The following is an 11,702-nucleotide window of genomic DNA, read 5'->3' as shown; positions in this document are numbered from 1 at the left end:
CCCAGCAGGCGTTCTTACGCGCGCTCAAGGTACCAGAGGAGCACTTTATCCACCCATCCCCGTGCTGCTGAATCGATGCCGCTGAAAAATACGACATCGGTGCTGTCACGGGGTGCGGAATGTCCGTGAGAGGATGACTGTTCAGGGTCGCGTCGCTGTCCATCATGGTCTCCCGTTCTTTTCTTGTTGTCTTCAATCCTGACCGTAAGCACGCTCCAAATAGTCTTCGGCGAGCATCTCTTCGTCGCTACCGTTGGAGCAGTAGCCATCGGCCCGTGGGCTATCTACGGGACTATCGAGCCTGCACGCATCTGCGATGAAGCCGCGCAGGATGTCTTCAACGTCAAGGCCATAGCGCTCGGCAAGGTCGAAGAATTCGGCCGGGACATCGAGTTGCATTTTCATACTGATCTCTCTTTCGTTCGATAACTGATTCAGCGCATGAGCCACCACGTCGGCGTCGCTCGGATCGCTTGCGATCCGCTCCGCCAGGCACTGGACCTCGGCCGCAACCTCGGGCGGAAGCCAACACTCGACCTTGGTCCAGCTTTTCGGCACCCCAGCCGCCGCCGCCTCCACGCGCGCAACGATCTGGTGGATGCGCTGGCGTGTCAGTCCGTACTGGCGACCCACCTCCGCCTGGTCTTGGCCGCCGACCAGGACCGCCCGAGCCGCCTCGATCGTCGCCGGCCGCATCCGCCCGAGACGCGACCTCAGCGCTGTGAACTGGTCTTCAGTGAAACGCATCGGGCAGGATGACTTCTAGGCGGGCCAGGTTCATCCCGCGCCGCCCCTCGCCCTGATAGGTCCGCACGGCGGACTCCTGGGCCTGTCGCGCCGACCCCACCCAGACCCGCATCAGGTCTCGCCCTTCATACCGAATCGTCCAGTAACGCATCGCGGTTCCCCCAAGAGCGCCGGGCTTTCGCCGGCCGCTATGTACGATGGATTCATCATGTCCTTAACGTGCTCGCGTGTCAATACTTGTTAATGCTTTCGCTGAGTCGTCTCCGGCAGGGACGGCGGGAAAATAGGCCGCGAGCGTGCGCGATCTGACGCATATCGGGTTATTAGTTCAGTGAAATCTGTGCGAGGCTGAGATAGCCGCCATGAGCCACCATGGTGGCGGATCGAGACAACCGGAAATTGGAGGTGGTCATGCAAAATCCCCGCAATATCGGGCTCGTCGCCGCGATGCTCACCCTCGGTGCCCTCCTCGTCTGGTGGTGGACCGGGCACCTCGATGTGGACGCGCGGCTGGCTGCCGGCGTCGTCACTGCGGGCGCCGCCTCGATGGCGAAAGGGATCATGACGGTGATCTCACTCGCGTTGGCCTACGTCATGGTGCGGTATGGACTGCTTGAGCTGTTGGAGGACGAGTAGAGGGAGGGACCGCATCAATGCCTATCGACCATTTAACGTTCCATAAAAAGAACGATATAATGTTTTATGGTCTTTACGGAGAGCGCACCCGATGAAATCCATCCGAGTCGAGCGCGCCCTCAAGAAGCTCGGCGCCGACATCCGCGATGCCCGCCGGCGCCGGCGCATCAGTACCGAGCTGATGGCCGAGCGCATGGGTGTCTCGCGCGGGACGCTCAACCGTCTTGAGGCGGGCAATCCCCAGGTCGCGATCAGCGCCTGGGCCTCTGCCCTCATGATCCTCGGCAAGCTCGACGCGCTTGCGGACCTCGTGGACCGGACGCAAGACCCGTTGGGTCTCGACCTGCTTGAGGAGCAGCTCCCGCAGCGTATCCGCGAGGGCCGGGTGCGGTGAGCACGTCCCTTGTTGTCACCTTGGACTGGCTCGGTGAGCGCCGGCTGGTGGGCCAGCTGGAGGTGTTCACCAGCCAGCGAGGGACCGAGCGCTATCAGTTCACCTATACCAAGGACTGGTGTCGGGCGGGCTTCGCCCTGGATCCCGACCTGGAGCGGATGCCGGGGATGCCGTTTCAGAGCGCCAAGCTGTGGGGAGCCTTTCAGGACATCTCGCCGGACCGCTGGGGGCGGCTCGTTCAGGACCGGGTCCATGATCGTCATTTGAACGAGAGCGATTACCTCCTGGGGGTCTCCGACAGCATGCGGATGGGCGCCTTGCGCCTGAGTCGGGCGGAGGCCCCCGGCACGTTCCTGTCTCCGACGACGGACGTTCCGAAGCTGGTCCACCTCCAGGCGTTGGAGGCGGCCATCGAGCGCCTGGAGCACGGGGACCAGACCGACGCCGACCTCGCCCTCCTCGCCCAACCGGGCTCGTCGCTCGGCGGCGCTCATCCCAAGGCGGCGATCGAGGACCAAGGAAAGCTCTATATCGCCAAGTTCCAATCCAGACTCGATACCGAGCGGATTGGGGCCTGGGAAGCGACCATGCTGGATCTCGCGCGGACGGCGGGATTGCGCGTGGCCAAGCATCGGCTGCTCAACGCGGACGGCGAGCGGCCGGTGCTGCTGGTAGAGCGGTTTGATCGACAACAAGAGGGACGGCTCCCCTTCGCCTCGGCCATGACCCTGGCCGCGCGTGACGAACAGACGGCGGACACCGCGAGTTACCTGGAGCTGGCCGATGTCATCAAGGCGACCTCGACCCAGCCCAAGCTCGACTTGGTCGAGCTGTGGCGGCGGATGACCTTTAACGCGGTGTGCGGCAACACCGACGATCATCTGCGCAATCACGGCTTCCTGCGCAAGCCCCAAGGCTGGCGGCTCTCGCCCGCCTATGACCTCAATCCCGATCGCCAGGACCTGGAGCGGCGCCGCCATGCGCTCTCGTTCGATGGCGAGCAGCGACGGCCATCGCTTCAGCTGTGCCTCGACCTGGCGGATTACTTCGGGGTGAACACAGCGATGCAGACGCACGCCCTGGGCGCCCTACGAAAAGCCTTGGAGTCCTGGCAGGACCTGGCCAAGCGCAACGGGCTACGCGGGGATGAGATCAAGCGGATGGCCGGGGCCTTCAGTCATGCGGCAGCCGAGCAGGTCCTGGAGCGGACGGCGGCGAGGACGAGATCGCGGAGTCGGTGAGCTGGCCAGTGGCCGCTAGGGGTGCTTCAGTTGCCGCAGCCGCGGACCCTCCACTGAGAGCGCTGCCGATCTTTAGCAAGGCCGCGAAGTGATAAGAAATTGCAGCTATCCCGAGCAGCCCCCTCGGCGGGCCGGCACGCCGCGTGGTACGGCGCTGTAGATGGACACAACCTACCCTTCGGCCTCAAGCGCATCGGCGAAATTTCTCTTGCGTTATTTTGGCAACATGCAAACATGTTATCATGTAACCATGACGTAAAGACGACGTGCAAACATGCAAACCATAGCTATAGTGTCCCAGAAGGGTGGGACGGGGAAAACAACGCTAGCTTTGAATCTAGCCGTAGCGTCCGAGCGTGCCGGGCGGCCCACTGTGATTATCGACCTCGATCCACAGGCTAGCGCCAAAGCGTGGTCGAAGAGCCGTGATGGCGAATCTCCTGTTGTGATCTCTACCCATGCTTCTCAGCTTGAGGAGGTCCTTGCCGCTGCGAAAGAGAATGGAGCGGCGCTCAGCATCATTGATACCGCGCCTCACTCCGAGCGTGACGCTCTCGCCGCCGCACGGATGGCGGACCTTATCCTGATTCCTTGCCGTCCTGCGATTCTGGACTTGCGCGCTATGGTCTCCACGAAGGAGCTGGCGGATTTGGCGCGAACACCAGCTCTAGCGGTAATTAATGCGGCTCCCCCGCGTGGTCATCTTGCGGATGAAGCGGCTGATGCGATTCGCGGTTATGGGCTAGAGGTGGCCTCCGTGGTGATAGCGCACAGGGCGGCCTTCGTGCACTCCCTAACGGTTGGGCAGACCGTCATAGAGTATGAACGGGATGGCAAGGCGGCCGAAGAAGTTAATGCGCTGTTCAAGGCGGCATGTCAACATGCAAACATGACAGCAGAAAAAAGTAAGAGGCGTAAAGCGTGACCAGAAAAGGCAATCTCTCAGCGGCGTTGAGCCAATTTGACAAGCGCCCTAACGCACGAGCAGAGGATGTAGAGCAGCCCGCGCATTCGTCTTCGCGGCAGACGGCCCCCGTGCGTGAGAAGAAGGCGGAACCCGTACCTGTGTCGCAGGCCAAGACAGCACTCCCGCCCAGCCGACAGGGCAAGAAGGCGCTCACCGGTTATTTCGAACCGGAAGTTTTAAAACAGCTCAAAGTCATGGCCGCTTCAGAAGACACAACTATTCAAGCGCTGCTAACCGAAGCCTTGAATGATTTGTTCAAGAAGTATGGCAAGCCGCATATCGCATGACCATATGCTGTCATGCATGCAAAATGGCATGTCAGCATAAAGACTCCGCCTAAGATATCAACATGCAAGCACTTCATCAAGCGGCCATGACATCATGCTTGCATGTTGTCTTTATCGCGCCGGACCACGCTTTTCATACCAGCTTTTACAAAATTTGACGAAGTGCCGGGTCGGATACTTTGGCTCGATCTCGTTCTCGCCGAGCCAGGCTCGCCACTCTGACTCGAGATGGTAGACATCCCAACCCGGCGCGACGGCCCGCGCCTCGTCGTAGGACTCGGTCTGAAGCCGTCCGTCCCAGGGAGCGGGGAGGTGGGGCGTCATGGAGCCTCGATTACGGAAGGTCACAATGTCGTTTTCGGCATTGAACGACACGCTGTAGTCTGGAAGGTGGTCGTGGGTCGCAAGGTGTTTGATCATCTGCCGGAAGCGTTTGAGCGGGCTTTGTGATCCAGTCTTTTTCAACAAGTTGATCAGGCCAACACGCCATTCCTCTTGCTGTCCGCAATGCTTGCGGGCGATCTCGTAGATGCGCCGCTCGATGGGTTTGCGCAGCCGGAAATAATCCCGGTGTAGCGTCAAGACCTCTTGCGCGCGGATTGCGTTGAAGACCCAGTCCGAGAGCTTAACCTCGCACCAAAGCAAGCGTCCGTCCATTCCCTGCTTTCGCCTAATCGAAGAGGTGTCGATCAGCCCGAAACCGTTTATCTGCTCCTCATCGCCAGTCATGATATTCGTGCGGATGCGGGTTCCTTCCAGCCGGTCGAGCGCTTCCACCAAGGCGGTATAGTCCCGCCCACTTGTGCCCCGATTGACAAAAATCAGAAGCTCGCGTGAATTGATCCTTACCTGTTGTGAGACTGGTTTTCCCTGTTTTAGCTTCGCCATGATCTGCGAGATGCAGTAGATCAGGATGTCCTTGTCGTAGATCGTAGCTAGGCCTTTAACGCTCGGGGTGATCTCCAACCAATTTCCGTTGTGTTCATAGCGCCGAACTGCCGTTTCCGGCTTCTTAGACAGCGAGTAGAAGGGATGCTCCATGTGCGCCATGACATCCTTAAGCACTGCATCCGCCACATCGCAGATGAACAGATCATGCTGCGGATGCCGCTCCGGGAGGAGGGGGGCCAGGCTGTTCGTGTCATCAGTTACCATGACTAGATATTCGTGTTATCAGTTACCCGAAGTCAAGGTTCGTGTTATCAGTTACCCTATGGCCGGTTCGTGGTTTTAGTTACCGAAATTCGTGGTTTTAGTTACCGAAATTCGTGGTTTTAGTTACCAAGCACCATTTTAAAACCATGTATTACATAGGCTTAAAGCCGTTATCCTCACCCTTAACACATTATCTAACACATATTTAACACCAACACGACCTGTGGATAACTTTGTACGATCAGTCCCTTATTCCCCTTAATGCCCCATCAGACCCTACGATCTAGCACCCTAACTGAGGCGCAGTCAGAGGAAATTAACACGCTGCACCACCTCTGTTTCCGGTCATCGCGTACCTGAACACACACACCAGGGAGTCTCTTTCACCGACTGCCGCTTCCCTGCTCGAAGCTGCCGCTAAACCACACCGGGTCCCAGCCACGATCCAACGGTGGAACCACCGTCTGCCAGCGCCCCTCATCGCCATGCTTGAGGAACAGATCATGGAGGACGTAGCTCACCTGAGCGCGCGCAAAGAACGGCGGGTGGTCCTCCACGAAGCTCGCCACGCCCTTGCCACCTGACTGATCGGCTTTACGCTGACAGCGTCTCACGAAGCACTCGCCAATCTCTTGTTCGGACCGCTTGCGCTCATCCCAATCCATCTCACGCGCACTTTCGACGAACAGCTGCATGCACTGTCCAAGTGCGAAGTCATCGAGCAGGTGACCGATCAGCGTGCGCAGTCCCACCGGCAGTGGCCGCGGTAAGCCATACCCGAGCATCACCTGTAGATAGCGCTCTACACACTCGCTGAAAGCGAGGTCACGCCAGCGCTGATGAATATCAGCCATCCAGCCATCCGGCCAGTTCGATGAGTGCACCAGGCGCTCCAGTTGGCGGACAAAACCAGGGGTAGACCCAACAGTCGTGTCACCAGCCGCCACTTCTCTCAAGGCAAGGCCAGGCGAGTGCTCATGTCCAACTCGAAGCGGCCGTACGGGTTGACGTGCTCCCAGATCAGCGGCGTCAGCGCCGCATAGTCGCGAGGGGTGAGCCGTTCCTGCCAATGCGGCCTCGCCAGCACGGTTTGGATCATCAGGGTGTTGATGTAGACCATGCAGTTCTGGATCAGATGGAGCGCGAGCATGCTGAGCTCATGGTCCTCACGACGGTTGCTCACCATCTCGCCGCGCCGGGCGAAGAAGACGAAATCGGTCGCGCCGTTCCAGGCCTCGACGACGTTGAGTCCCTCGTTGATCTCGCGCCGCAGAGCCTCGGAGTGCAGGTAGCGGCACAGAAAGATGGTCTTGATGGCCTTTCCAAGCTCGGCCAATGCCTTGTAGGTCGGGTGCTGCACGTTCTGCCGGGTAAAGCGTCGCAGGATCGCCTCGGTCTCGGCGGTCCCCAAGCGCAGTGCCGTCGTGTATTTGATCATCTGGTCGTACTGTTGTCGGATCAGCTCCCAGTCGATCGGTCGGGTCAGAATCAGTTGAAGATCCTTGTAGGCATCGGCCTTGCCGGTTTCAGGCCGGTACAGCTTCTGCGCGTGGATGGCCTTCAGCCGAGGCAGCAGTTCGAACCCGAGCAGGCGGCAGAAGGCGAAGGCGACCGTGCTCTGACCGTGCGAATCGACGTACTGGCGGTCGACCTCCATCTCGGTACAGTGGTGGAGGACGCCCTCGATCATCGAGGCCACCTCGGAGGACGACGGCGACTTCAGCTGACTATGAATGCATAGCGACTTACGCTCGACGTGCCAGTAGATCATGACACCACGCCCGCCATAGCGGACGTGCCACTGGGTCGTCAGGTTCTGATCCCAGGCGCCAAAATGCTTGGAATCCGAGGCGCAGGCCGTCGTCCCATCTCCCCAAATGGCCGGATTACGGGAATACAGGGTCCCATTGGCGATGATGGCAATGGCCCGGCGCATGGCCTCGACGTTGAGGTAGCGTCGGCGCACATAGGCCAGGTCCTTGGCCGTCGTTCCCGAATCCAGATTCGCCATCCGCTGCAAGCCGGCATTGGTGCCCATCCCGTGCAGGCACAGCAGCAAGCGTGGCTGCAAGACCGCACGCTCCAGGGTCTCGTAGGCGGTCGGACTCTTGAGCACATCCGTGAAGCCGAGCCGAAGATCCGTTTCCTTGACCATATCGAGCAGGCTCGTCATCGGCCAGGTGGCGTTGAGCTCGGCCTTGAGGGCGGTCAGGTTGGGCGGATCTGGTTGTGCATCCAAGGGTGTCAGGGTGATCCAGCCACCGCCCTTCTTGGTGGTGAGTCGAACGGCCGGGTTCTTCGTCAATCCGGCATCCAGGGTACTCAGGGCCGCGTGCATCTCGGCCCGCAGGTCGGTGACGAACCGCTCGGCGTCCAACGGCAGCTCCAGCGCCTGGTAATAGTGTTCGCGGTTGCGTTCGAAGTCGGCCGGTAGGTCCTCGTCCGGATTGCGGTAGCGGTCGGCCCCGACCACCCAGATCTCCTTGCAGCGCAAACGCTCGCGCAGCGCCTCCAGCACGGCGATCTCATAGGTGATGCGGTTGACGCGATCCTCGCCGGCAGCGTCCTGCTCCTCCACCGCTTCGCGCCACAGGCCCCGCACGACGCCATCGAGTGGAACGTCCTCCTCGGGCGGAAAGATCCGGACCTTGCTCTCGGCAAAGCGCTTGACCAGCTCGAGCGCCTCCATCACCGGACGGTGACGGTCGTTGTTGGAGCGGAAGTCGAGCGCGGCCAGTAACCGGGGCACCATACGCCGGTAGTGCCCACGGTAGGAGTTGCGGATCACCGCGCGCAGGGTGAGACGGTAGGTCGGTCCGGTGGCCTTCCACTCCTTCACCAAGTCCTGCAGCGTCTGTTCGCCGACCACGGGAAAGACGACGTCCCGCACGACGCCATCCGGCTCGGCCAGCGTCGCTTCGGCGAGGGCGAACAGCAGGTTCTGCTTGCCCGTGACGCGCTTGAGGTCCTCGAGCAGCTCGCGCTCGACCTTGCGCTCCGCGCGTGCCCCAATCGTGTGGATGGTCTCGATCAGCAGATCGACGAGGTCATCGGTCAACGTGCGCACGCGCAGATGCACGAACGCGGCGAGCCAGGTCAGCCGGGAGGCCTCCGGGTGTCGGCGCAGCTCAAAGGGGGCCTCCACGGAGACACGGCGACGGCAGCGCTCCAGGTCGCGCGGCACCGCGTCGTCGAACAGATCCAGGGGAAGCGCGATTCCTCGCAGGAGGTCCAACTTGGCCAACTCGTCTTGTAGGCTGGCAAGACTGGGGCGGCCGGGGTTGCCGAGCAGCTTCAACAAGAGTGCCGGGGGCTGGCGGCCGGCCTCGTCATCGGTAGCGGCTTCGTCGGTCTCCTCTGGACTCAACAAGGCGTCCAGCCGCTTGCGTGTCGCAGACGAGAGCCGATCGAGCGTACGCGCGTGAAAGCGGTCGTCGTAGGCGCGCACCGCCGATCGGGCGATGCGCTCCATGCGCTCGATGGTCGGTGGCTCGAGGGCGAGCTCGCGGCAGCGTACTTCCAGGCGCTCGATCAGTGGCACAATCTCGCTGCCGATCGCGCCGATGACCTGATCGCACAGCCAGCTCGTCAGGTCGTCCGCGTCGGCGACCGTGGCTTCGCGGAAGCCAAAGCGGCTCCTAATCTCGGCGCGCAGCCGCTCGGCCGTGCGGTCAGTGAGGAACGCGTCCTCATCTGCGGGAAGCGGTAGATCGAGCTGCTCGCTCAGTGCGCGGATCGCCTGTGCATCGACTTCGGCCGTGTCACGTGGAAACCGGCCGCGCTCACGGAAGAAGACCAAGAGCACGGCGAAGCCGAGCTGACTGGCCCGGCGCTTGGCTTCAACCAGTCGTTGCTCATCGGGTGTGAGATGCCAATGATCTTGGCCGCGTGGCGCATCATCCAGCATGCGGCTCGGTTCCAGGTGGACTCGGGCCGGACCAGCCAATGCGAGCTAGGGTGTCGATCAGGGTGGAGCGCTTGACGCCAAAATTACGGCATACGGCCGCCTTGGACATCCCGCCATTCAGCGCCGCCAGAATGGCGTCGAGCTTCTCGTCGACGATGACCGGTGGCCGTCCACCGGTGCGACCACGGCGCTTGGCAGCAGCCAGTCCCGCCATGACCCGTTCCTGGGTCAAGGCCCGTTCGTACTGAGCGAGTGCCCCGAAGACGTGGAACAGCAGCTCACCGGACGCCTTGGTGGTATCCATGCCTTCCGTCAGCGAGCGAAAGGCGACCTGCTTGTCCTTGAGCGAGTCGATGATGGTCAGGAGGTGCGAGAGCGACCGCCCCAGGCGATCCAGCTTCCAGACGACCAGCACATCACCCGCCTGCACGAAGTCCAACGCCTTGGTCAGGCCAGGCCGGTCATCCCTGGCCCCAGAGGCATGATCCTCGAAGAGATTCCGGGCATCGACGCCCGCCGACAAGAGCGCATCGCGCTGCAGGTCGGTACTCTGCCGGTCAGAGTCGGAAGAAACGCGCATGTAGCCGACGAGCATGAGCGGAAAACCACGAAATCGGGGTTTCCGTATGCTACCTCATTACGACAGGGTTTTCCGTTGACTCGAAGCGCCCCGAAGCGCGCTTTTCGCGAGGTTCTTCGAGGACTGTCGGAAAACAGATGTTTTCCGACATGATGACCCTGGGGAGCGCGGCTTGCCAGTCACTCGCATTGAATGTCAGCCTCGTCCCATCAGCGGAAACGCGCCCCTCGCATAGGGCCGAACGGAAGTCGGCTAAGAGCGGAGACTCATCCTTGCTGCAGCGCGACCGGTTCGAGCGGGGAAGCGGTCGCTTACGTGCGCAAGCGGCATATAGCCAGCCCAGATATCACCCCTCTGACACATCTGATTGACGCGCGGGTCGAGTCCTTTGCGCAGAGCTCTTCGGGGCAAGTGCCCGATCCTGTCGAAGACCAGAGACTCGAGCGCACAGTACCGAGCGCGCCCCCGCATCGCCGTTCATCCCTGGCACGTCAACAACGGCGAACGAGCAACCGAAGCGGTTCTGAGCTACGATGTAGCTCAAGAGTAGAGGGGATTACATGATGCCTACGAATGCTGTTGTCCGCGCCCGGATCGATGCGCAAGTCAAAGAGGAGGCGAGTGCTGTCCTGGCCGCCATGGGTCTAACGGTGTCCGATGCTTTTCGCATCTTGCTGACGCGCGTGGCGCACGATAAGGCGCTGCCATTCGAGCCTCTGGTACCGAACGAGACCACCATTGCGGCTATGCGAGAGGCGCGTGCAGGGGGCCTCAAGAGCGTCGACAGCGTAGAGGCGCTGATGGCCGACTTGCATGCGAAGGATTGAGCGCACCAGTCAGTTCAAGTGCGACTATAAGCGCGAGGCCAAGGGGCAGCACCGAGCCACGCTCGATGTTGAGCTGATTCCTATCTTGAAGGCGCTGGCCTGCGATCAGATGCTTGAGTCGCGTCACCGCGATCACGCTCTTGGCGGCGAATGGCGCGATCACAGGGATTGCCATGTCAAGCCGGACCTTGTGTTGATCTACCGCAAACCGGATGAAGCCGTCTTGCAGCTTGTCCGACTCGGCTCGCATAGCAAGCTTGGCCTGTAAGCAGCAGCGCAATTCATGCCACGGGCTGGTGACGAATTGTACCGGGATTGATCGATCGCCAAGCGCACGAGGACGCATCTGGTTCAACCGGCTCCCAATGACCGCTCAGCGAGTCTGAGCGAGTGGTCGCTTGTGGCTGCCGATTGGCCAGATTGCGGTCTTGACGGGTCACTCCCTCCAGAGGCCAGACTTTCTGCTCTCCGCGTTTTGCAGTCCGCATGCGTCGGCTGTAGATCGGTTAGTTTGTTTCGCCGTCTCCCGCGACGCCCGGCCCCTCTTGAGCTGGTAGGAAACAGTTACTCCAATCTTCCGCTGCGGATACAGTTGGTTACCGCTTCGTAACAGTTACATACGAATTATAAGACACGACTGTTGAGTCTACCCCAAGACGAAAAACCGAGGTAACCTCATACTCCGGGGGGCCGGGCCTCAACATTAGAGGACTCTGGGCTCTCCACTTAACCGGAGTTCCTCCACGGACGGTTTGCGGGAGGGAGGTCGAGGCTTGGCGGGTGGCCATTTGCCCTCGGCGGGGTGGGGAGTACTGTTCGGGGTCGCTGGGTCAGTGCGAGTTCCTTGTAGCGCACAGGCTCGTTCGCAATCGCGAGTTCGAGTACCCGGTAGAACACCATCCCACGGCTGCGGGACCGCCGGCGGTTGAAGCGGAACACGAACTCGTTCAGGTAGCTGGCA

13 protein-coding genes and 1 pseudogene are annotated in these 11,702 nt (G+C 61.0%); 7 read left to right on the top strand and 7 right to left on the bottom strand.

All coding sequences use genetic code 11. From position 1 onward, the window contains the following. Positions 1-192 precede the first annotated feature (192 nt). Both CKO23_RS22405 and CKO23_RS22400 read right to left on the bottom strand, forming a co-directional pair. On the bottom strand, positions 193-696 hold the full coding sequence (locus CKO23_RS22405; protein ID WP_242482662.1) for a TrfB-related DNA-binding protein: 504 nt from the start codon (positions 694-696) through the stop codon (positions 193-195). A 37-nt stretch (positions 697-733) separates the two neighbouring features. Then, positions 734-898, bottom strand: a complete 165-nt coding sequence (locus CKO23_RS22400; protein WP_200335311.1) for a hypothetical protein — start codon at positions 896-898, stop codon at positions 734-736. 260 nt (positions 899-1,158) lie between these two features. On the opposite strand from CKO23_RS22400, the gene CKO23_RS22395 reads away from it, so the two are divergent. From CKO23_RS22395 to CKO23_RS22375, 5 genes are all read left to right on the top strand, one after another. Further along, positions 1,159-1,383 (top strand): hypothetical protein, encoded by a 225-nt coding sequence (locus tag CKO23_RS22395; RefSeq protein ID WP_200335310.1) that lies wholly within the window; start codon positions 1,159-1,161, stop codon positions 1,381-1,383. A 91-nt stretch (positions 1,384-1,474) separates the two neighbouring features. Beyond that, positions 1,475-1,777 carry a helix-turn-helix domain-containing protein gene (locus CKO23_RS22390; RefSeq protein WP_200335308.1) on the top strand — a complete coding sequence of 101 codons (303 nt, stop codon included), beginning with the start codon at positions 1,475-1,477 and terminating at the stop codon, positions 1,775-1,777. Then, positions 1,774-3,018 (top strand): HipA domain-containing protein, encoded by a 1,245-nt coding sequence (locus CKO23_RS22385; RefSeq protein ID WP_200335306.1) that lies wholly within the window; start codon positions 1,774-1,776, stop codon positions 3,016-3,018. The genes CKO23_RS22390 and CKO23_RS22385 overlap by 4 nt, the downstream gene beginning before the upstream one ends. A 274-nt stretch (positions 3,019-3,292) precedes the next feature. Continuing rightward, the gene (gene parA / locus CKO23_RS22380) at positions 3,293-3,943 is read left to right on the top strand and encodes a ParA family partition ATPase (protein WP_200335304.1); all 651 of its coding nucleotides are present in this window, start codon (positions 3,293-3,295) and stop codon (positions 3,941-3,943) included. After that, complete coding sequence (locus CKO23_RS22375; RefSeq protein WP_200335302.1) at positions 3,940-4,272, top strand: ribbon-helix-helix domain-containing protein; 333 nt, start codon at positions 3,940-3,942, stop codon at positions 4,270-4,272. The genes parA and CKO23_RS22375 overlap by 4 nt, the downstream gene beginning before the upstream one ends. 111 nt (positions 4,273-4,383) lie before the next feature. On the opposite strand, the gene CKO23_RS22370 is transcribed toward CKO23_RS22375, so the two are convergent. The 4 genes from CKO23_RS22370 to CKO23_RS22355 form a co-directional block, all read right to left on the bottom strand. Then, positions 4,384-5,427, bottom strand: a complete 1,044-nt coding sequence (locus tag CKO23_RS22370) for a replication initiator protein A (protein ID WP_200335300.1) — start codon at positions 5,425-5,427, stop codon at positions 4,384-4,386. Between the two features lie 383 nt (positions 5,428-5,810). Next, positions 5,811-6,281 carry a hypothetical protein gene (locus tag CKO23_RS22365; protein ID WP_200335298.1) on the bottom strand — a complete coding sequence of 157 codons (471 nt, stop codon included), beginning with the start codon at positions 6,279-6,281 and terminating at the stop codon, positions 5,811-5,813. 98 nt (positions 6,282-6,379) lie between these two features. Next, positions 6,380-9,334 (bottom strand): Tn3 family transposase, encoded by a 2,955-nt coding sequence (locus CKO23_RS22360; RefSeq protein WP_200335296.1) that lies wholly within the window; start codon positions 9,332-9,334, stop codon positions 6,380-6,382. Next, entirely contained in the window at positions 9,324-9,929 is a 606-nt protein-coding gene (locus CKO23_RS22355) for a recombinase family protein (RefSeq protein WP_093038310.1), read from the bottom strand. Before CKO23_RS22355 ends, CKO23_RS22360 begins: the two co-directional genes overlap by 11 nt. A 548-nt stretch (positions 9,930-10,477) precedes the next feature. Between CKO23_RS22355 and CKO23_RS22350 the strand changes: the two genes are divergently transcribed. Both CKO23_RS22350 and CKO23_RS22345 read left to right on the top strand, forming a co-directional pair. Then, the gene (locus tag CKO23_RS22350; protein ID WP_200335313.1) at positions 10,478-10,741 is read left to right on the top strand and encodes a type II toxin-antitoxin system RelB/DinJ family antitoxin; all 264 of its coding nucleotides are present in this window, start codon (positions 10,478-10,480) and stop codon (positions 10,739-10,741) included. Next, on the top strand, positions 10,728-11,009 hold the full coding sequence (locus tag CKO23_RS22345; protein WP_200335294.1) for a type II toxin-antitoxin system YafQ family toxin: 282 nt from the start codon (positions 10,728-10,730) through the stop codon (positions 11,007-11,009). Before CKO23_RS22350 ends, CKO23_RS22345 begins: the two co-directional genes overlap by 14 nt. Positions 11,010-11,578: 569 nt before the next feature. Here the strand turns inward: CKO23_RS22345 and CKO23_RS27005 are convergent. Further along, positions 11,579-11,702, bottom strand: a pseudogene (locus CKO23_RS27005) (IS1595 family transposase); the annotation flags it as partial.

The sequence above is a fragment of the Thiocystis violacea genome (genome assembly GCF_016583565.1).
In the GTDB taxonomy this organism is placed as follows: Bacteria; Pseudomonadota; Gammaproteobacteria; order Chromatiales; family Chromatiaceae; genus Thiorhodococcus; species Thiorhodococcus violaceus_A.
This window is presented reverse-complemented; position numbering and strand designations above follow the sequence as displayed.

Bases quoted from the DNA above. Each gene is read 5' to 3' on its own strand.
- CKO23_RS22400 (WP_200335311.1), bottom strand. From the start codon at position 898: ATGCGTTACTGGACGATTCGGTATGAAGGGCGAGACCTGATGCGGGTC.
- CKO23_RS22355 (WP_093038310.1), bottom strand. From the start codon at position 9,929: ATGCTCGTCGGCTACATGCGCGTTTCTTCCGACTCTGACCGGCAGAGT.
- parA (WP_200335304.1), top strand. From the start codon at position 3,293: ATGCAAACCATAGCTATAGTGTCCCAGAAGGGTGGGACGGGGAAAACA.
- CKO23_RS22360 (WP_200335296.1), bottom strand. From the start codon at position 9,334: ATGCTGGATGATGCGCCACGCGGCCAAGATCATTGGCATCTCACACCC.
- CKO23_RS22405 (WP_242482662.1), bottom strand. From the start codon at position 696: ATGCGGCCGGCGACGATCGAGGCGGCTCGGGCGGTCCTGGTCGGCGGC.
- CKO23_RS22365 (WP_200335298.1), bottom strand. From the start codon at position 6,281: ATGGCTGATATTCATCAGCGCTGGCGTGACCTCGCTTTCAGCGAGTGT.
- CKO23_RS22350 (WP_200335313.1), top strand. From the start codon at position 10,478: ATGCCTACGAATGCTGTTGTCCGCGCCCGGATCGATGCGCAAGTCAAA.
- CKO23_RS22390 (WP_200335308.1), top strand. From the start codon at position 1,475: ATGAAATCCATCCGAGTCGAGCGCGCCCTCAAGAAGCTCGGCGCCGAC.
- CKO23_RS22395 (WP_200335310.1), top strand. From the start codon at position 1,159: ATGCAAAATCCCCGCAATATCGGGCTCGTCGCCGCGATGCTCACCCTC.
- CKO23_RS22345 (WP_200335294.1), top strand. From the start codon at position 10,728: ATGCGAAGGATTGAGCGCACCAGTCAGTTCAAGTGCGACTATAAGCGC.
- CKO23_RS22370 (WP_200335300.1), bottom strand. From the start codon at position 5,427: ATGGTAACTGATGACACGAACAGCCTGGCCCCCCTCCTCCCGGAGCGG.